Consider the following 19,568-nt stretch of genomic DNA (forward strand, 5'->3'; position numbering starts at 1 on the left):
TCTGATATGGCCTATCAACTCCAGCGCCTTCGTGAACTGATCGAACGTCATCCTGAGCGCGCGGGTTCGCTCATGCTGCATATCGAGGCATTGGAGCAAAGCATTGAGCGACTGCCGTTGACGAGTCTCAGCCATGTCCGAACCATGTTTGAGGCTGCTCATGGTTCGGTGGCAGGACCTTTGAAAATCGTTTTTGGTGAAAAAGATAGCTTCCCGCAGAAGAACCGAGCCATCATAAAAGCACTCGACTTGGCACTCGATGGGCATCCTGACGCCGAGAAAATAGAGAAGCAACTCAAGGCGCTGCTCGGATCAATGAACGGCGCGGCTTCAGCTCTTGCCGAGTTAAGCAATATTTCTGGAATGCGGCATGGTGGTGCGCTCGACCTGCCAACATTGGAGCGACAGCACGCCTACATGCTCGGAGGACTATGCGACGCTCTGGTATCTTTTTTGCTTGATACGGCATGGAGCCGACCAAACGAACAAAACCGTGCCACACTCGGTCCCTTCTACGATGATGAACCGGACTTCAACGAAAGCCTCGACAGTGAATATGCGCTCGTTGAGATCGCTGGATCGGTTTTCACTCCGAGTACTGCGCTATTCCGCCTTGATCCCACGCAATACGAAGCTGCGCGCGACGAATGGCGTCTGGCCTCGGATGACCTAATTAAGGACAGCGAGGCAGCATGACCTACCCAGAAGGCGGGAGCGGCGGCCATCATAGCGTCAACGAGGGCGCGGTTGAGCTGGCGGCAATGAGCTGGCTCGACATAACAGGTTGGCGAGTGTTGCCAGGCGACTACCTTGCGCCAGATGGGCCCATGGGCTCGCGCACTGACTACCGCCAAACCATACTTGAAGGCGAACTGCGCTCTGCCCTCGCTACGCTGAATCCGGACGCGGACTCGCGTATGATCAGCGCGGCTTTGACCGCCATTCAATCGACTCCGAGCCAAGACCTTTTGGAGAACAACCGCGCGTTCCACCCATGGCTGGTATCAGGCGTGCCGATCGAAGTGAACGAAAATGGCGAGACAAAGACGATAGCGATGCGCCTGCTCGACCGCGCCAATCTCGACAACAATAGATTCGTCGCGGCCAACCAATTCGTCGTGCAGGGTGATCGAGAAACGGTGCGCCCTGACATCGTTATGTTCGTAAATGGTCTTCCGCTTTGCGTGCTTGAACTGAAGAACCCCACCGACGAAAACGCAACCTTGGAAAAAGCATTCACGCAGCTCCAAAACTACAAGAATAAGGTGCCCGAGCTGTTCCGCTTTAACGCAGCGTTGGTCATTTCTGACGGCATGGAAGCACGCATAGGCTCACTGACAGCTGGAATTGACCGCTTCGCCCCTTGGCGGACTATCGACGGTGATCTCAAGGATGATATCGGTCACGCCGAACTTGAGGTTCTGATCCGGGGAGCACTCGCCCCAGAACGCCTCCTCGATTTGGCAACTGACTTCACAGCATTCGAAATTGCAGATGGTGTTGTCCGATCCAAAAAGATTGCCGGTTATCATCAATATCACGCCGTCCTCCGCGCGCTCGCTTCGACGATTGACGCCGCCGGTGAGGGCGGCGAACGACGCGGTGGAGTGGTGTGGCATACACAGGGCTCGGGCAAATCACTGACCATGCTCTTTTTCGTTCGGCAGCTTCAATTGTCGAAGGAACTACGTAACCCCACGATTGTCATGGTCACGGATCGGAATGATCTCGACGACCAACTTTTCAAGACGTTTTCTGCGCATGGGACGGTCGTACGAGGTACGCCTCACAGTGCGGAAACAGTCAAACAGGTCCGTGAGCTGCTCACCGTCGATATCGGGGGTTTGGTTTTCACGACAATCCAGCGGTTTCGCGGAGAGGACGGCGAACATCCGTTACTCACGGACCGTCGCAACGTCGTTGTCATCGCCGACGAAGCGCATCGCTCACAATATGGTTTGAATCGCCGTTTTGTGACGCGAGGAGAAGAAATCGTTGAGGAAGTCGGCTTTGCTGAATACCTTCGACAAGCACTACCCAACGCCACCTTCGTAGGCTTCACGGGAACTCCTATCGACGAACGAGACCGCAGCACCGAAGCGGTTTTTGGGGATGTGATCGACACCTACGATATGACCCAATCGGTGGTCGATAAAGCTACCGTTCCGATTCACTACACGGCACGACTGGCCAAGCTTCAATTGCAGTTGGACGAGGATCAGAGAGCCAAACTGGACGCGTTGGCTGACGAGCTGGTCGAGGGTGACGATACCGCAGCCGCTGAACGCATCAAGGGGAAGCTCAGCCGGTTTGAAGAAGTGGTTGGTGCACCTGAGCGAATTGATGCGATTGCGAATGATATTGTGACACACTTTGAACGTCGGCAGGAGGCGATGGGCGGCGGCAAGGGGATGATTGTAACTATCAGCCGCCAAGTCGCAGTAGAACTTCATGAAGCCATTTCCGCTTTGCGCCCCGGCTGGGTTTCTCCTGATCCGCATGACGACCTTTCAGGCAAGATCAAGGTCATCATGACCGGTAGCAATTCCGACCCACAGCTGATGCAACCGCACATCCGATCCAAAGCAAGACGGGAGACTTTGGCGGACCGATTCAAAAAGCCCGATTCGGGTTTCGACATCGTCATTGTTCGGGACATGTGGCTGACGGGATTCGATGCGCCCGCTCTGCACACGCTTTATATCGACAAGCCGATGCAGGGGCATGGTCTTATGCAGGCTATAGCCCGCGTCAATCGCGTCTTTGGGGAGAAACCCGGCGGATTGATCGTCGATTATCTTGGTATCGGTGCTGAACTTCGTTCTGCGTTGGCGCAGTACAGTGCTCGCGACCGAGATCAGGTTAAGGTCGACATGGACGAGGTGATTAGGCAGCTCCGGAGGGAACTGGAAAGCGCAATCGCATTGTTGGGCTCGGCACCCTGGGAAAGCTTTTTCGATGCCGATCCTGGAGCGCGGCTGACTATACTCAAGGTATGTCTTGAAGAAATTTTGAAGCTTGATCGAAGAGCCGAGTTTATCGAAACAGCGACAAAAATGGAGACCGCATTTGCGTTAGCCGCAGGGGATGAACGTGCCGCAGACGAGAAGCAGAAAGTCGCTTTGATCGTCGCGCTACGCGCCAATCTGGTCAAGTACACGACTGGGAAAAGTGGACGCGGTCGCCAGAAAATCGAGCGGCAGATTAAGCAGCTTTTGTCGCAAGCCGTTATGGCTGATGGCATTTTAGATGTGTTTGGTGCGGCAGGATTGGAAAAGCCTGATCTCGCCATCCTTTCCGACGATTTTTTGCTACAAGTCAAAGAGTCCAATCAGCCCAATTTGGCGGTCGAAACACTGCGTCGGTTGCTTGAAGGAAACATCAAATCGCGCGAGCGCGTTAACGTCATAGAGGCACGCAAATTGAGTGATAGACTCGATGATGTTCTGACCCGATATCACAACCGCGCTGTAGACAGCCTCCAAGTGATTGATGAACTCATCGCGCTTGCTCGCGATGTGGCAGCAGCAGGAAAGCGGGGTACCGATCTCGGGCTTAACCAAGAAGAGCTGGCGTTCTATGATGCGTTGGCTGAGAACGGTTCTGCAAAAGAGCTAATGAAACATGACGAGCTTCGCATTCTTGCTCAGGCTCTAGTCAACACAATTCGGCAGTCGGTCACAGTGGATTGGACGCAGAAAGAGAGCGTCCGTGCTCGAATGCGTATCGAGGTTCGGAGGTTGCTCGCCAAATATGGATATCCTCCCGACCTTCAAAGAGCCGCAGTTGATCTCGTCCTTGACCAAGCAAACGTAATAGCAGCGGACTGGGCAATTTAGTGAGGGCTAGAGCGGTCGGCGCAGCGGGAAATGCCTCTTCCCCCTCTTTCGCCTGACACAGGACCACAACGTAAATGCACAACGGTAATTCAGCAGGTTGAGCTTGGTTCGTTCGAGGCGCGAGCTTGGTCGGTAGAAACGGATTGAATGACTGCCGCAGCAATAACTTTTCCCACAAACATCGGTTTCACAACGAATGTGGGATAAAAGGGCGGCTTTGGCAGACGAAACCGCTGATCAGGATCAAAACCCAGCTATTGCGATTTCAGTTTGTCACAGGCCGCTTCAAGCAGTGCCTCCCAGAGAATCGTGTTTCCACGATTGAAAAGCAGCTTGATGCAATGTCCAAGGATCGCCCCCCCAGCGCCACAAGCGGACTGACCGCAATCCACCCCAATTCCAGCCGTCAAAAAATACCTGTGCACGCTAAAAGCGGACAGGCATCTAACGACTCTCGAACGGTCAATGATCAGAAAAGCTGGTGCACCCGACTGGATTCGAACCAGTGGCCTTCGCCTTCGGAGGGCGACGCTCTATCCAGCTGAGCTACGGGTGCTTTGTGCTTACGCGATGCTTACGCGGAAAGAATTGCAATGTGAACCCAATCCTGCGCAATCATTTAAGCATCTGAAACTCTTATCTTTTCCTTCAAAACAATTCGCCAAAACCGGCTTGACACCTGCCTTCGGAGGGCAGCGCTCTATCCAGCTGAGCTACGGGTGCTTCCCATGCCTTGCGGCGAGCGGGGCGCTTAGCAAAGCGTGGTCGCGCTCGCCAGCCTTAAAACGAACGCGTTGTTCGCGATGCGCGCGTTAGGCTTTTCGCAAGACTGGCTTCGTACCTTCCACGGTCATGAGCGCGATGCCCCACGAATTCGACCTGGCCCACGCCACCATGCTGCCGCCCGCCGATACGGGACCGCGTGCGGCGCCCAATATCGGCATTCTCGCGGCCCAGTGGGAAGCGGTGCACGAAGCGGCTGCTGCAGTGGGCAATCTGGCCCAGCTCGGGCGCGAGTCGCTGACACCCGAAATCGAGCAGCTGCCGCACCGCGCGGCCGAGCAGGGTGGCTGGCACTATGAAATGGTGGCACACGGGATCGAAGACCTCGCCGCCGTGATGCAGCCCGGTTTGCGCGCGCTGCTGTCGCTCACGGCGCAGGGCCAGGATACGACGGCTGCCGCGCTGACGCTGTGGCGCGAGTTCCACACCGCGCGGACGGCTATCCTCGACCTCATCGACGCTGGCTGAACGCTCCGCCCCGCCAGTATCGACTGCGCTGCCGGATAGCCGGCTCAGCACATAGACCCTTGACCATGTTCGCTCTCTGTTCCAGTTCGGGGGCATGACGGATTCGGTAACCACAGCGGAAACGGCGGCAGTTGTCGCACGCGGCATTGCCCGACTTTTTGCTCGCAACGACATCTGGTGCCTCGCGGAAATGCCGCTGCGGAACGGCCGGCGGGCGGACCTGATGGGTATCGATCCGAAGGGCCGCGTGGTTATCGTCGAGATCAAGGTCCAGCGCGGCGATCTGCTGAGTGACGGGAAATGGCCCGACTATCTCGACTATTGCGACCGCTTCTACTGGGGTGTGCCGCCGGGGCTCGATCGCAGCCCGCTGGAAGGCGAAGGCTATCGCCCCGATTGCTGCGGCATCATCGTTGCCGATGGCTATGACGGCGAGATCATCCGCCCTGCGCCGCTCCACCCGCTGGCCGCCCCGCGCCGCAAGGTCGAGGTCGAACGGCTGGCGCGTACTGCACTGCGCCGCGCGACCGTTGGGCTGGACCCGCAATGCGCGCCCTGGGGCACACCCGACTAGCACTTCGCCTGTTCCCCCTCGGCCTGCGGCAGACTAAGGTCTGCAGATGATGTGGGCCGCCATCCTCCTCTCCGTCCTCGCAATGACTGCGATCGTGGCGCTGCGCTATCTCGCCGCGAGCGGAATCTTCGCTGCAATCACGCAGCGCGTGCGGCCCGGTTATCACGCCAGGCTCGGACCGCAGATTCGCCGGGAAATCGGCTGGTCGCTGGCCTCGGCGGCGATTTACGGCATTCCCGCGGGCGTGGTCGCCTGGGGGTGGCAGGAGCGCGGCTGGACGCAGATCTATACCGGGTGGAGCGACTATCCGCTGTGGTACCTGCCGCTCGCGCCGCTGCTGTTCCTGCTGGCGCATGACACATGGTTCTACTGGACCCACCGGCTGATGCACCGGCCCGCGTGTTTTCGCACAATGCATGCCGTCCATCATGCCAGCCGCCCGCCGACCGCTTGGGCGGCAATGAGCTTCCATCCATGGGAGGCGATTACCGGAGCGGTGGTGATCCCCGCACTGGTCTTCCTCATCCCGATCCATGTCGCCATGCTCGGCCTGGTATTGCTGGTGATGACGGTGATGGGCGTCACCAATCACATGGGCTGGGAGATGTTTCCCCGCCGGCTGGTTCACTCGGCGTTAGGCGGCTGGCTGATAACCGCCAGCCACCACCAGCGTCATCATGAAGAGTACAGATGCAATTACGGCCTCTATTTCCGCTTCTGGGATCGCTTGTGCGGCACGGATCGCGGGCTCAGCCCCAACGCCTGAACCGTAGGGCGGCGCTCGCGCTGCTGCCGCTGGGTGCAGCGCTGGCAGCCGCGACACCGCCGCCGCCCAAAACCGGCGCGACGATTACCGTAACGGTGACTGAACTGCGCAATGCCAAGGGCGTGGTGCGCGCCTGCATGACCACCGACGAAGACCAGTTTCCGCGCTGCCGCGGCGTGCCCGGGGCGCATGGGGCAACCGCGCCGGCGCATGATGGCAGCGTGTCCTTCACCTTCACCAACGTCAAACCCGGGCGCTATGCCGTTGCGCTGCTTCATGACGAGAACGCCAATGGCAAGGCCGACCGCGCGCTGGGCATGATGCCGCGTGAAGGCTTCGGCTTCTCGCGCGATGCCAAGGTGCGCATGGGCCCGCCCAGTTTCGCCGACGCGGCCGTCGATATCGGCGCGGAAGATCGCGGGTTCACCATCCGGATGCGCTACATGCTTTGAGGTCCCGCGCGCTGGTCATATCCGCAGGCAATACGCTTTACGATATGTTTACCACGCGCGCCGCATACCCCTGCAGAATGAGTAAAATGCGGGGACTACGCAGTGATTGACAGGCTAGGCGGCTATTTCGGCTCGCGCGATGCGGAGGAGGACTTCGACGACGACTATGTCGAGGAGTCCGACGCCGAGCTCGATCCGCCGCCCTCGCCGGTCGGACAGGACGAGCGCCGCATGCAGGTGCGCGCCTACAACCACTGGGCCAGCCTGCTCGGTGATCTCGACTTCCCACATATTGCCGACCTCCACCCCGAACAGCTGGGCGATTTCGGCCCCTATTCGGTGTTGCTCGACCTGGCTGACAATGTCGACGACCCAATGGTCCGCTTCGTCGGCGCCGAACTGGCGTATGAATGCGATTTCGACGGCGGACCCGCGCTGCTGTCGCAAGTACCCGGACGTTCGGTACTGAGCCGGATCACCGACCATTACATGCAGATCCTCGCCAACCAGGCGCCGATCGGCTTCGAGGCCGAATTCATCGATGCGAGCGGCGTACCGGTGCTCTATCGCGGGATCCTGTTGCCCTATTCGAGCAACAACCAGACGATCGATTTCATCTACGGCGTGATCAACTGGAAGGAAATGGCCGACCAGCAGACCGCCGACGAGCTCTTGCTTGCCATCGACCAGTCGCTCGGGAGCGCACCGGACTACGGCAACACCGTCGAAACCGCCGAAACGCTGACGACCAATGCGCGCGCCGAATATGGCGAAGACGTGCTCGAACTCGGGAACGCAGAGATGATGGAAAGCCATGGACACGGTGCATTGCCGCAGCCCGCATTCGGTACGCTCGATGACGAACCCGAAGAGGTAGCGGTGGAAGCAAGCGCCCGCCCCGCTCCGTCCGGCCCGCGCCTCGATGCGCTCGGCAATCCGCTGGGCAGCCCGATTGCCGACGACATGGGGCTGGGCGACGATGGCCCCGAGTTCGACAACAGCATCAAGACCGCCGCCGATTACGGCCTGCCCGAATGGGACGAAGAGGAAGAAGGTGAGGACGATGTTGCCGATGTCGTCAATCCACTGGCCGATGAAGAGACGTCGAGCAGCCTGATCTCGCTGGTAAGCCGCGGTGAGCGGGCCAAGAAGAGCGTCGACCTGACGGGCGACGAGGCCGCGCCGCCCATATCACAACCCTTCCACTGCGAAGACGCGGCGCTCCCGCCGCCCATGCCCACCGCCTACGAGGCTCCCGCTGGGCACTGGCTCAAGCCGATGGCCGAGACGGACGAGGGAGAACCCGAGGAAGACGACACCGAATTCGCCATCGTCGCTGGCGGAGAAGTGGACGATTTCGAGCCGGCATTCGAGGACCAACCGCTATACGACGAGCCGGATGTACCCACCGCGCCGCTCGACGAAGCCATCGCCTACGCTGCGGAAGAGTGGCCTCGCGACGAGGGTCAGGCCGAAGCGCCGGTCGAGGAGGATAGGGTCACCCCCGAAGGCCTTTACGACAGCCTCGCCGCAGCGCGTGAAATGGCGCAGGCCGCGCAGAGCACCGAAGATCGCAGTCGCAAGACGCTGTATGCCGCGGTCGGCCGCGCCTATGATTTCAGCCTCGAGGCGCAGCACAACCCTGCCGAATTCGACGAACTGCTGGCCAGCAACAGCCTGACCTATCAGGACCGCGCGCCGATGACCCCGGTGGTCAAGCTCGTCTTCGGCGCCGATTACGATAAGACCCGCCTCACCGAATACGCCGCCGTGCTGACGCATGCGCACCGCGTGGGTGTCGAACGCGGCACGCTCGCCACTTTCCTGCGCGAGGCCGAAGGCGGGCTGAAGGGCGTGGTCCAGGAGGAACGCCGCCTCCGCAAGGAAGAGCAGGGCAAGCCGGTCGATGACAAGAAGGCGGTCCGCGCCAGTCTTGCACGCAAGCTGCGCGCGCTCGACTCGCTGTCGATCGACGAGCTGGACGAGGACGGCGCCGAATTCGCGCTGGTCATGGTCCGCCGCACGCCCGACGGCGACGTGGAAGTGATCGGCGAAGTGCCCGAGGATGTGCCGCTGGTCGAACGCGCCGCGCGCAAGCTGCTCGGCTAGAAAACCCGCTCCGGCCAAAAGGCTTGTCGCCCCCGCGCTGCACCGGCTAGCGCGGGGGCGATGCCGTTTCTGCCTACCGCGCCCGTCCGTATCCAGCCCTACTTCGGTTATCGGAACCGCAGCCGCCTGCGCCTTACCGCGCGGGCCTTGCGATCCCGCGTGGGCAAGTTCGAGAAACGCGGCAAATGGCGCGCGGCGAAAACCATGCTGGGGCAGTTCGCCAGCCACGAGGTCGGCGAGTTCCCGGTCGAGCTCGAAATTGCGCGGCCCGGCGAGGCAAGCCAGCGCCACCAGGGGCTGACCGATGGCGAGGGCTTCGTCCATTTCGATATCCGGCTCGATCCCGAGTGGGAATATGATGTGCACCCCGCGTGGGAGACGGTGGTCATCCACTGGCAGGCCAATGGCGCGGAGCAGTGCCTCGATGCGCATGTCCTCGCGCCGGGAGACGACACCGGCCTCGCGGTGATTTCGGACATTGACGACACCATCATCGAAACCGGGATCACCGGCGATTTTCGCGCCGTGCTGCGCAACTGGCGGCGCATGCTCATGGAGATGCCGGCCGAGCGGATTCTCGTACCCGGGGCGGATGTATTCTACAACGCGCTCGGCGGCGGCGAGGTGCTGGCCGATGGCAGCGGCCATGCCGGGACACGCCAGCCGGCCACCCACCGCCCGTTCTTCTATGTCTCGTCGAGCCCGTGGAACCTGTTCAGCTATCTCGTGACCTATATCCGCGGGCGCGGCCTGCCACTGGGCCCGATCACGCTGCGTGACTGGGGCCTCAACCGCGAGACCTTCGGCTCGTCCAGCCACGGCGCGCACAAGCGTGCTGCTATCGATGGCATTCTCGCAACCTACCCAGACATGAAGTTCGCGCTGATCGGCGATGACAGCCAGGGCGACCTGACCGCCTTTGCCGATGTCGCGCTGGAGAACCCGGGCCGGGTCCGTGCGATCTTCATTCGCAAGGTCGGCGAGCGGATGACCTACGACGAACTAACCGCGAAGGCCAATCTCGAGGCAACAAAAGTGCCATTATGGCACGGAAACAGCTACGATACCGGGCACAATTTCCTCGCCTCGATCGGCCTACTCGCCGATGATGAGGCCAAGGCGATCGTCGATACGGTCGAAGCAACGGACCCGGAACTGGCATGAGGCGCACTATGAAAATCCTGCTCGGACTGGTAGTCGTCCTCCTGCTCGCAGGCGGCGCCTTCCTATGGGCGGTCCGCAGCAACGGTCCGGCCGTGCTCGACGGGATCGACCGGGTAACCGGCGGGTCACGCGGCGTGACGCTGGTATCGAGTGGGCTTTACGGCGCACATCCCGCGCAGAAGCTGCGCATCTACACACCTGCGGGGGTCGGCGCGCCGCTCCCGATCCTTATCTTCGTCCATGGCGGCAGCTGGAGCTGGGGCGATCCGGACGATTACAATTTTATCGCCCGCGCGCTGGCACCCGAAGGCTTCGTTGTCGCGCTGGCAGGTTACCGCCTCGCCGAGGACGGGCGCTACCCCGCCATGCTCGAAGATACCGCTGCGGCAATCCGCGAAACCGCGCGGCTGGCGTCGCAATTTGGCGGTGATCCGACGCGCATCGTCGTCGCCGGGCATTCGGCGGGGGCCTATAATGTCGTGCAGGTCGCGCTGGAGGAGAAATGGCTCGCGGGCAGCGGCGTCAGTCTCCGCGGCGCAGTCGGCCTCGCGGGGCCCTACGACTTCTTCCCCTATGACAAACCATCGAGCCGCGAAGCATTCGGCTCGGTCGGCGCGGGCAGCGAGACCCAGCCGGTCAATCATGTGCGCGCCGGGGCCCCGCCCATGCTGCTGATCCATGGCGAGGACGACACGCTGGTCAAACCGCGCAACACCCGCGCGCTGGCAGCGGCGCTGGACCAAGCGGGCAGCGCGGTCGAAACGCGCTTTCACGCGGGCTTCAATCACAATGCGCCGCTGATCTCGCTGGCGAGTCCCTGGCGCGGGTCGCGCGATGTCGACGACGCGATCCTCGCCTTCGCGCGGCGGGTGACCGATCTTTCAGTTCCGGTTCAGGCCGAAAGGCCTTAGGCTACGCGCCGATGCGCCTGCTCACCCGCCTCATTGCCTTCCTTGCTGCGGCCATGCTCGCGGCGCAGCCGGTCGCCGCGCAAAGCATCCTGCGCGATGCCGAGACCGAGGCATTCCTCGACGAGATTTCCGCGCCGCTGATCGAGGCGGCCGGGCTCGAACCCGACAATGTCGAAATCATCCTGATCAATGATCCGTCGATCAACGCCTTCGTCGCAGGCGGCCAGGCGGTCTATATCCATTCGGGACTGATCGATGCCGCCGATAGTGCCGAGGAAGTCCAGGGCGTGATCGCGCACGAGCTCGGCCATATCACCGGGGGCCACATCCTCCGCTATGGCGAGGGCGCCGCCGCTGCGACGAAGATATCGCTGCTGTCGATGATCGCCGGAATCGGCGCCGCACTGGCGGGCGCGGGTGATGCCGCAATGGGCATCATGATGGCGGGGCAGCAGGCCGCCATGGGCAAGTTCCTGGCCTTCAGCCGGACGCAGGAATCGTCCGCCGATTTCGCCGGGGCGGAGTATCTTTCGAAGTCAGGGATTTCGGGGCGCGGTTCGCTGGCCTTCTTCGGCAAGCTGCTCAACCAGGAGTATCGTTACGGCTATAGCCAGAGCGACGAAGCGGGGTTCTACCGCACCCATCCGCTGTCGGGCGATCGCATCGCTGCGCTGCGCGAGGTTTATGAAAAGGACCCTGCCTGGGAACGTCCGCGCGATGCGCGCAACCAGGCCAATTTCGAGCGCGTGAAAGCCAAGCTCGTCGGCTATCTTGCCAAGCCCTCGGCCACCTTGCGCGGCTATCCCGAAACCGATGCGACGGTCCCCGCGCTCTATGCACGCGCCTATGCCTATCACCAGAATGCGCGGGTGGACCTCGCGCTCGGCGCGACCGATCAGCTGCTCGCCATCGACCCGGACGATCCGTACTTTCTCGAGCTCAAGGGGCAGGTCTTGCTCGAATCGGGACGGCCCGAGGAATCGCTCGAGCCGCTGCGCCGCGCGACTGCGCTGACCAATTCCGAACCGCTGATCGCCAGCCTGTTCGGCCATGCGCTGATCGCCACCGAAGACCGCGACAATTACGAAGAGGCCGAACGCGTGCTGCGCGCCGCGGTGGGGCGCGACCGGCGCAATCCCTTCGCCTGGTACCAGCTCGGCGTGGTCTATGCCGCGCGCGGCGACACGGCGCGCGCGCGCCTGGCGACTGCCGAACAGCAGGTGATGAGCGGCCAGTACGGCCTGGCGCTACGCAGCGCGCAGGCTGCCGAGGGCGGTCTCGACCGTGGCACGCCCGACTGGATCCGCGCGCAGGACATCGGCATGCAAGCGCGTGCATTGCTCGAGCGGCAATGCGAAATGGAGCGCGGGCGTAATTGCGCACCGGGCTGAGAAAACCGAGGGATCTGATGAAAAACAACCTGCTGACCGCGCTGATCGCGCTGGTGTTCGGCTTCGCCGGGGCCGGCCTGTGGTCGCTCTCGGGGCTGGGGCATGGCCATACGCGCGATTATTTGCTCGCCAATCCGCAGATCCTTCCCGAAATGTCCGAAGCCTATCAGCGCAGCGAAGCCGAGGACCGGCTGGCGCAGGTCTCGGGTGAAGTGAAAGAGCCTTTCCAGGGCGCGGTTCTGGGCAATCCTCAAGGCACGAGGGTGCTGGTCAAATTCACCGATTATGGCTGCACCTATTGCCGCCAGTCGATCGCCGGGATCGACCGCTTGATCGCCGCCGACCCCGAATTGAAGGTGGTGGTCCGCGAATGGCCGATCTTCGACGGCAGCGAACAGGCTGCACGTATGGCGCTGGCTGCCGCGGCGCAGGGGAAATACCCCGCCTTCTACCACGCGATGTTCGACCAGGGTCCGCCGAGCGAGGCGAATGTCGCCCGCGCGGCGCAGATCGCGGGGCTCGACATAGCCGCCGCGGAAGAATTCGCTGCATCCGACGCGGCCACCGGCGAACTCGCACGCAACATGGCCTTCGCCCGCTCGCTGCAATTCACCGGAACACCCAGCTGGATTGCGGGGGACGAGGTCATCCAGGGGCTGGTGCCCGAGCAGCGCCTGGCCGACGCGCTCGCAGCCGAGGGCTAGGCGCTCACTCCGCTTCCATTGCCTTGGCGTACATCGAGGCGAGCGGTCGTTCCATCACCCGGCGGACCATCGGTTCGAAGAATTCGAGCGGTTCGCTCTCATAGGCGGGGTCGAAGGCGGCCTGATCGTATTTCTCGCAGAAGGTCCGGCACGCCTCGAAATGCGGGTGGTCGGCGAACTTGTCGCGTGCGTTCTGGTCCATCCCGAGGAAGTGGAAATAGTAATAGCCTTGGAAAGCGCCGTGGTTCTGGCAGATCCAGTGGATTTCGTCGGTGACGAAGGGCTTGATGATCGAGGCGGCCACTTCGGGGTGGTTATAGCTGCCCAGGGTATCGCCGATATCGTGCAGCAGCGCCATGACCACATATTGCTCGCCCCGTCCGTCGCGATGCGCGCGAGTCGCGGTCTGCAGCGAATGTTCGAGCCGGTCGACCGGGAAGCCGCCGAAATCGCCATGGAGCAGCTTGAGGTGGTCGAGAACGCGATCGGGCAGGCCCTTGGCGAAGGCGCGATACTCGCCGCCGATGATCGCCCAGTCCTCTGCCGTGCCCTCGCGCATTTCGCGGAACTTGGCGCGTTCGGCTTCCGGATGTTCGATATTTTCCTGCACGCCCATCGCGTCTCTCCCTCGCTTCGGCTGTCGCTGACACTGTAGCGACTGGCGCAGTTCGTCGCAATTGCGCTAGAGGGCATGGCCCATGGCAGTCTTGCCCATTCGCCCAACGCCGTTCTTCGCCAACAAGAACCAGGCGTTCTGGAACCTCCAGCTGGCCGGCTGGGGCGGGGCAACGATGCTGCGCGTCATGTCCGCGCTGGCCAATGGCCAACCGCCCGACCGGCTGGTCATCATCCTGATTGCCACGATCACCGGCTTTTCGCTCAGCCTGATCCTCGCAGTGGTCTATGGCAAGCTGATCCGCCAGCGCCCGATCGTGACCTGGGGTGCGACTGCGATGGTGCTGGTCCTCGCGGTGGGCATCTACGCCTTCATCGACAGCTGGGTGCTCGACGTGGCGGGCGCAGCGTCGTCGAATACCAGCTTCGCCAATCTGTTCGTGGGCATCTATTTCTTCGACCTGACGCTGCTCGGTGCGTGGTCGGCGCTCTATTACGCGATCAATTTCTTCCTCCAGGTCGAGGAGCAGGCCGACCGGCTCGAACGGCTCGAAGCGCAGGCGACCAGCGCGCAGCTGGCCATGCTGCGCTACCAGCTCAATCCGCATTTCCTGTTCAACACGCTCAATTCGATCAGCACGCTGGTCCTGCTCAAGCAGAGCGAGACCGCCAATGCCATGCTTACGCGCCTGTCAAGCTTCCTGCGCCACACGCTGGTGACGCAGCCGGGCGGCAAGGTAACGGTGGCGCAGGAGGTCGAGACACTGCAGCTCTATCTCGGGATCGAGCAGATGCGCTTCGAGGAACGGCTGCGCTCGAGCTTTCGCGTCGAGCCCGAGGCGGCCAGCGCGCGGCTGCCCGCCATGCTGCTTCAGCCATTGGTCGAAAACGCGATCAAATATGGCGTCAGCCCGCAGGAGGAAGGCGCGGATATCTTCATCGTCGCGCAGATCGTCGGCCCGCGGCTGCGCGTAACCGTGTCGGACACGGGTCCGGGCATGACGATGAACAATATCGAGGCCGGCCTGCCCGCGGTCCGCCCGACGCATGCGCGCCGCGATTCGACCGGAGTCGGCCTCGCCAATATTCGCGACCGGCTGGCGCAAGCCTATGGCGAGGAACATCGCTTCGAAATCCGCTCCCCCGAAAGCGGCGGCTTTTCCGTGCTCATCGAATTACCCTTCGAAAGCGAAGAGGACCCCGCGTTAAGCGCGGCGCAAGCCGCACCCGCGCAGGCGGCCCCGCTTAAGAAACCCGCGGCTTCCCCGGCCGTTGTACCTACACACTCACCCTCGAAAGCACCCCAGACGACATGACCATCCGGACCCTTCTAGTCGACGACGAAAAGCTCGCCATCCAGGGCCTCCAGCTGCGGCTCGAACCGTTCGAGGACGTCGAGATCATCGGCACCTGCCAGAACGGCCGCGAGGCGATCCGCGCCATCAAGACGCAGAAACCCGACCTCGTCTTCCTCGATATCCAGATGCCCGGCTTTGACGGCTTCTCGGTCGTCCAGGGGGTGATGGAGATCGACCCGCCGCTGTTCGTCTTCGTAACCGCATTCCAGGAACACGCGATCCGCGCGTTCGAGGCGAATGCCGTCAATTACCTGATGAAGCCGGTCGACGAGGACAAGCTGGCCGATACGATCGAGCGCGTGCGCCAGCGTCTGGCCGAGAAGAAATCGACCGAAGAGGCGGAGAAGCTGAAGAGCGTGCTTTCCGAAGTCGCCCCCGAAGCCGCCGAAACGCTCGCGGGCGAGGATGCCGAGGCGGCCAGCCGGTTCGAGAAGCTCATTAACATCAAGGACCGCGGCCAGATTTTCCGCGTCGAGGTCGAAACGATCGAGCATATTGAGGCCGCGGGCGATTACATGTGCATCTACACCGGCGACAATTCGCTGATCCTGCGCGAGACGATGAAGGATCTCGAACGCCGGCTCGACCCGCGCAAGTTCCAGCGCGTGCATCGCTCGACCATCGTCAATCTCGACCAGGTGCGGCAGGTGAAACCGCATACCAATGGCGAATGTTTCCTCGTGCTCGATTCGGGCGCCGAGGTGAAGGTGAGCCGCAGCTATCGCGATGTCGTCGCCCGGTTCGTGCACTGAGGATCGGCGCACACGCCTTGGCGTGAGCACGCCCGGTGCCGCGCAGAGCCGCGTCGAGCACCAGCGCCTCATCCGGCCCGTTTCAGGAGCGATTTCATGACTATCACCCTTCCCGGCTTCGAGCTCGACCGGTTCGTGCGCGAAACGCTGGCCGAGGATCTTGGCGATGGGCTGCCGGGCGGCGGCCGCGATGTCACCAGCGAGAGCGTCATCCCCGCCGAGGCGCGGTTTGCCGGGGCCATGGACACGCGCGATGCGATCCATGTCGCCGGTCTGCCGATTGCCGCCGCCTTCTTCCGCGCGCTCGACCCGGACATGCAGATCGATATCCTCGTCGAGGAAGGCTACCAGGTTCCCGCGGGCACCGATCTGATGCATCTCGAAGGCAATGCCCGCGCTATGCTCACTGCCGAGCGCAGCGCGCTCAACACCGTGCAGCACCTCTCGGGCATCGCGACCATGGTCGCAGGCTATGTCGCGGCGATGGACAATCCCGACTGCACTCTGCTCGATACGCGCAAGACCATCCCCGGCCTGCGTCATCTGGAAAAATACGCGGTGCGCATGGGCGGCGCGGCGAACCACCGCATGGGCCTGTGGGATGCGGCGATGATCAAGGACAATCATGTCCTCGTTGCCGGATCGGTGGGCGAGGCGGTACGCCGCGCGGTCGCGGCCGGGGTGGAGGAAATCATCTGCGAGGTCGACCGGATCGACCAGATCGAGCCCGCGCTTGCCGCCGGGGCGACTCGCCTGCTGCTCGACAATATGGAACCGCCGACCTTGCGCGAAGCGGTGGCGCTGGTCGCCGGACGCGTGCCGACCGAAGCCAGCGGCGGAATCAACCTCGAGACGATCCGCGCCAAGGCCGCCACCGGGGTCGATTACGTCTCGGTCGGGCGCCTAACGCAGAGTGCGCCCGCCGCCGATATCGGTCTGGACTTTACGCCGCTGTAAATTCGGATATTCCTGCGCTTCAGGAACATAGCGAGGGGGTCGCATGAAACCGGCATCAATCAGGAAGTTCGACTGGCTCTATCTCGGATCGGTCGCGATCGGATTGCTCGGGGTGGCGCTCAATTATGGCGCGATCGCCAGCCTCACAGAAGCCGATTTGGCAGGCCAGGGCTATGCCGACATGGGCGCGGGCGTATTGATCGCGGGTGTATTGTTCGGCATCGCGATCAGCCTCGCGCTGTGGTTCATGATCTCCGTCCTGCGGATCGGGCTGGCCAAGTGGCTGCTTGTCGTCCTCACCGCGTGGTCGGTAGTGACCTCGGGGGTCGCCATCGTCACCAACTTCGACGCGACGATGGTCTGGGGGCTCGTCAGCACGGTGATGACGGTCCTGGCCATCTGGTTTCTTTTCCAGCCCGATGCCACCGCGTGGTTTGCCGAAAAGAAGGGCGGAAACGGAGCCGAATAGGTCCGCCTTTTCGCACGCGGCGGTCGCTATACGCGCCGCAATGTAATACATCCATTCCGGCTTTTGCGGGGTTTCTAAGGGGAAATTGGGGTGAAACCAGGTTCGATCAAACTGTTCGATGTGTTGTTCCCGCTTGCGGCACTGCTGGTGCTCGTCTCGGCGGTGCTGAGTTTCGGAAACCTCGAGGAACGCGCGCTTATCGATTTTGGCGGCGAGGGCGGCGGCGCACGGGGCATGGCAATCTGGATGGTGATCGCGTCGCTGTTCATTTTTGCACTGCTCGCCAGCATCGTCTGGGCCACCATTTCGCTCTTGCGCATGGGGATGGTGCGCTACCTACTGGCGCTGGTCGTGCTCTACGCCCTGTTCCAGAACTATCTCGCCTTCGCGGCGCTGGGGCCGCACCTCGCCGGTTTTGTCGACCTTGCGGCAAGCCTGGTGGCGGGGGCGGCCGTGATCGTGCTGTTTCGTGCCGACGCACGGCAGTGGTTTGCGGAAGATCCCCGCGACCGTGTCGCTCCTTAGGCGGCTGTCGCTACTGACGCTCGCCGGCATGCTGGCCCATGCCCCCCCGCTGGCGGCGCAGCACTATCAATGCAACCTCCCGCGCACGGTGCAGGTACCACAAGTCCGGCCCGATGCAGCACCGCGTCCGCTCCCGGTCACCGGCTATACGCTGGCGCTGAGCTGGAGCCCCGAATTCTGCAAGCCGCGCAAGGGGCAGCCGCGCCATGCGCGCCAATGCAGCGGGCGGGCGGGGATGTTCGGCCTCGTGGTGCACGGATTGTGGCCCGACAGCGGGCGTAGCTGGCCGCAATGGTGCTCCGCCCAGCGACAACCGCGACCGCGCGAGGCCGCTGCCAATATGTGCATCTCGCCCTCCGCAGCGCTGATCGCGCGCCAATGGGCCAAGCACGGCAGTTGCATGGCCCAGAACCCCGCGACTTACTTCAAGGTCACCCGCATTCTGTGGGAGGGGCTGCGCATCCCCGATTACGACCGCGTCAGCCGCGAGGACGATCTGACTGCAGGCACCATCCGCACGCGCTTTGTCGATGCCAATCGCGGCTGGGTGCATGAAGCGGTGGGAGTAAAGCTCAACGCGCGCGGCTGGCTGGAAGAATTGCGGCTGTGTTACGACAAGCGCTTCATGCCGAAAGCCTGCGATCGCACCCGCTTTGGCGCACGCGATGAAGCCCCCGCGAAGATCTGGCGGGGCCTCTAGCGAGTTTCGCTTTGCGGCTGCCTTCAACGGTCGAGGGCAATCGGAGCGGCTCCTACATTCGGACGACCCACGTCGCCAAGAGAGTCCTCATCCGGTCGATTTCAGACGAAGGATAGCTGCCTTCAGATCACCGCCGGTCGCTGAAAAACGCGCGCAAGAGTTCTGCCGCGCGCGCTTCTCCCATGCCCGCGTAGACCTCAGGCCGGTGCAGGCATTGTGGATGATCGAGTACGCGCGCGCCGTGTTCGACCGCGCCGCCCTTAGGGTCGCTGGCGGCGTAATAGAGCTTGCCGATCCGCGCGTGGACGATCGCGCCCGCGCACATCGCGCAGGGCTCCAGCGTCACCCACAATTCGCAATCGGTCAGCCGCTCCTCGCCCAGCGCTCCGGCCGCGCGGCGGATCGCGAGCACTTCGGCATGGGCTGTGGGGTCTCGCGTTTCACGCGGGGCGTTGTGCGCTTCCGCCAGGATCTCCCCGCCGCGGGTTATCACGGCGCCGACGGGCACTTCGCCCGCTGCAGCAGACTGCGCGGCAAGCTCGAGCGCGCGCTCCATGGGTTGCGGAAGGGTCCAACTGGCCATATCGGCAAGGCGCTAGCCCCCGGTGGGCGCGGGTGCAACGTGCTTGACGATTCGCAAGCTCGCCGCTATGCGCGCCGCTTTCCGGGACAAACACGAGCCCCCGCCCCGCAGCAGCGGCCAAGGGAACTCGCCCAGCCATTTGAACGAGAGACGTATCATGTCGCGCATTTGCGAACTCACCGGCAAGGGCCGCCAGGTCGGTCACAATGTGAGCCACGCCAACAACAAGACCAAGCGGGTCTTTCTGCCGAACCTGCAGAACGTGACGCTGATGAGCGAGAAGCTCGATCGCAGCTTCAAGTTCCGCGTATCGACCCAGGGTCTGCGTTCGGTCGAGCACAATGGCGGTCTCGACAACTGGCTGCTCAAGACCAGCGACGAGAAGCTCTCGGCCAACGCGCTCAAGGTGAAGCGCGAGCTGAAGAAGGCGAATCTCGCTACCGCGTAA

Annotated in this window: 20 protein-coding genes and 1 tRNA gene; 18 read left to right on the forward strand and 3 right to left on the reverse strand. The window is 62.5% G+C overall.

What is annotated here, in order from left to right:
- The first annotated feature begins 6 nt into the window (after nt 1-6).
- Nucleotides 7-696, forward strand: a complete 690-nt coding sequence (locus tag V6B15_RS12770; RefSeq protein ID WP_334201512.1) for an abortive infection family protein — start codon at nt 7-9, stop codon at nt 694-696.
- Complete coding sequence (locus V6B15_RS12775; RefSeq protein ID WP_334201513.1) at nt 693-3,839, forward strand: type I restriction endonuclease subunit R; 3,147 nt, start codon at nt 693-695, stop codon at nt 3,837-3,839. Before V6B15_RS12770 ends, V6B15_RS12775 begins: the two co-directional genes overlap by 4 nt.
- 479 nt (nt 3,840-4,318) lie before the next feature.
- On the opposite strand, the gene V6B15_RS12780 is transcribed toward V6B15_RS12775, so the two are convergent.
- Nucleotides 4,319-4,395, reverse strand: a tRNA-Arg gene (locus tag V6B15_RS12780).
- Nucleotides 4,396-4,691: 296 nt separating this feature from the next.
- On the opposite strand from V6B15_RS12780, the gene V6B15_RS12785 reads away from it, so the two are divergent.
- The 9 genes from V6B15_RS12785 (at nt 4,692) to V6B15_RS12825 (ending at nt 13,161) form a co-directional block, all read left to right on the forward strand.
- Nucleotides 4,692-5,090, forward strand: a complete 399-nt coding sequence (locus V6B15_RS12785) for a hypothetical protein (RefSeq protein ID WP_253521161.1) — start codon at nt 4,692-4,694, stop codon at nt 5,088-5,090.
- Between the two features lie 94 nt (nt 5,091-5,184).
- Complete coding sequence (locus tag V6B15_RS12790) at nt 5,185-5,664, forward strand: MmcB family DNA repair protein (protein ID WP_334201514.1); 480 nt, start codon at nt 5,185-5,187, stop codon at nt 5,662-5,664.
- 49 nt (nt 5,665-5,713) lie between these two features.
- On the forward strand, nt 5,714-6,430 hold the full coding sequence (locus tag V6B15_RS12795) for a sterol desaturase family protein (protein ID WP_334201712.1): 717 nt from the start codon (nt 5,714-5,716) through the stop codon (nt 6,428-6,430).
- A gap of 95 nt (nt 6,431-6,525) precedes the next feature.
- Complete coding sequence (locus V6B15_RS12800; RefSeq protein ID WP_334201515.1) at nt 6,526-6,882, forward strand: DUF2141 domain-containing protein; 357 nt, start codon at nt 6,526-6,528, stop codon at nt 6,880-6,882.
- A gap of 102 nt (nt 6,883-6,984) precedes the next feature.
- On the forward strand, nt 6,985-8,991 hold the full coding sequence (locus tag V6B15_RS12805) for a hypothetical protein (protein WP_334201516.1): 2,007 nt from the start codon (nt 6,985-6,987) through the stop codon (nt 8,989-8,991).
- Between the two features lie 60 nt (nt 8,992-9,051).
- Nucleotides 9,052-10,155 (forward strand): phosphatase domain-containing protein, encoded by a 1,104-nt coding sequence (locus tag V6B15_RS12810; protein ID WP_334201517.1) that lies wholly within the window; start codon nt 9,052-9,054, stop codon nt 10,153-10,155.
- A gap of 8 nt (nt 10,156-10,163) precedes the next feature.
- Entirely contained in the window at nt 10,164-11,066 is a 903-nt protein-coding gene (locus V6B15_RS12815; RefSeq protein WP_334201518.1) for an alpha/beta hydrolase, read from the forward strand.
- 11 nt (nt 11,067-11,077) lie between these two features.
- Nucleotides 11,078-12,457 carry a M48 family metalloprotease gene (locus tag V6B15_RS12820; protein ID WP_334201519.1) on the forward strand — a complete coding sequence of 460 codons (1,380 nt, stop codon included), beginning with the start codon at nt 11,078-11,080 and terminating at the stop codon, nt 12,455-12,457.
- 17 nt (nt 12,458-12,474) lie between these two features.
- Nucleotides 12,475-13,161, forward strand: a complete 687-nt coding sequence (locus tag V6B15_RS12825) for a DsbA family protein (protein WP_334201520.1) — start codon at nt 12,475-12,477, stop codon at nt 13,159-13,161.
- A gap of 4 nt (nt 13,162-13,165) precedes the next feature.
- On the opposite strand, the gene V6B15_RS12830 is transcribed toward V6B15_RS12825, so the two are convergent.
- The gene (locus V6B15_RS12830; RefSeq protein ID WP_334201521.1) at nt 13,166-13,777 is read right to left on the reverse strand and encodes an HD domain-containing protein; all 612 of its coding nucleotides are present in this window, start codon (nt 13,775-13,777) and stop codon (nt 13,166-13,168) included.
- A gap of 82 nt (nt 13,778-13,859) precedes the next feature.
- On the opposite strand from V6B15_RS12830, the gene V6B15_RS12835 reads away from it, so the two are divergent.
- From V6B15_RS12835 to V6B15_RS12860, 6 genes are all read left to right on the forward strand, one after another.
- Nucleotides 13,860-15,092, forward strand: coding sequence for a sensor histidine kinase (locus tag V6B15_RS12835; protein WP_253521136.1), 1,233 nt, complete (start codon nt 13,860-13,862; stop codon nt 15,090-15,092).
- A complete protein-coding gene (locus V6B15_RS12840; RefSeq protein ID WP_253521134.1) occupies nt 15,089-15,886 on the forward strand; it encodes a LytR/AlgR family response regulator transcription factor in 798 nt (265 codons plus the stop codon). Before V6B15_RS12835 ends, V6B15_RS12840 begins: the two co-directional genes overlap by 4 nt.
- Before the next feature lie 96 nt (nt 15,887-15,982).
- Nucleotides 15,983-16,843 (forward strand): carboxylating nicotinate-nucleotide diphosphorylase, encoded by an 861-nt coding sequence (gene nadC, locus V6B15_RS12845; RefSeq protein WP_334201522.1) that lies wholly within the window; start codon nt 15,983-15,985, stop codon nt 16,841-16,843.
- A gap of 43 nt (nt 16,844-16,886) precedes the next feature.
- On the forward strand, nt 16,887-17,312 hold the full coding sequence (locus tag V6B15_RS12850; RefSeq protein WP_334201523.1) for a hypothetical protein: 426 nt from the start codon (nt 16,887-16,889) through the stop codon (nt 17,310-17,312).
- 90 nt (nt 17,313-17,402) lie between these two features.
- On the forward strand, nt 17,403-17,837 hold the full coding sequence (locus V6B15_RS12855) for a hypothetical protein (protein ID WP_253521126.1): 435 nt from the start codon (nt 17,403-17,405) through the stop codon (nt 17,835-17,837).
- On the forward strand, nt 17,824-18,537 hold the full coding sequence (locus V6B15_RS12860) for a ribonuclease T2 family protein (protein WP_334201524.1): 714 nt from the start codon (nt 17,824-17,826) through the stop codon (nt 18,535-18,537). The genes V6B15_RS12855 and V6B15_RS12860 overlap by 14 nt, the downstream gene beginning before the upstream one ends.
- Nucleotides 18,538-18,664: 127 nt before the next feature.
- Here V6B15_RS12860 and V6B15_RS12865 read toward each other — a convergent pair whose 3' ends face one another.
- Entirely contained in the window at nt 18,665-19,120 is a 456-nt protein-coding gene (locus tag V6B15_RS12865) for a nucleoside deaminase (protein ID WP_334201525.1), read from the reverse strand.
- A gap of 157 nt (nt 19,121-19,277) precedes the next feature.
- Between V6B15_RS12865 and rpmB the strand changes: the two genes are divergently transcribed.
- A complete protein-coding gene (gene rpmB / locus V6B15_RS12870; protein WP_334201526.1) occupies nt 19,278-19,568 on the forward strand; it encodes a 50S ribosomal protein L28 in 291 nt (96 codons plus the stop codon).

This window comes from Qipengyuania sp. Mu-71 (assembly GCF_036867055.1).
In the GTDB taxonomy this organism is placed as follows: domain Bacteria; phylum Pseudomonadota; class Alphaproteobacteria; order Sphingomonadales; family Sphingomonadaceae; genus Qipengyuania; species Qipengyuania profunda.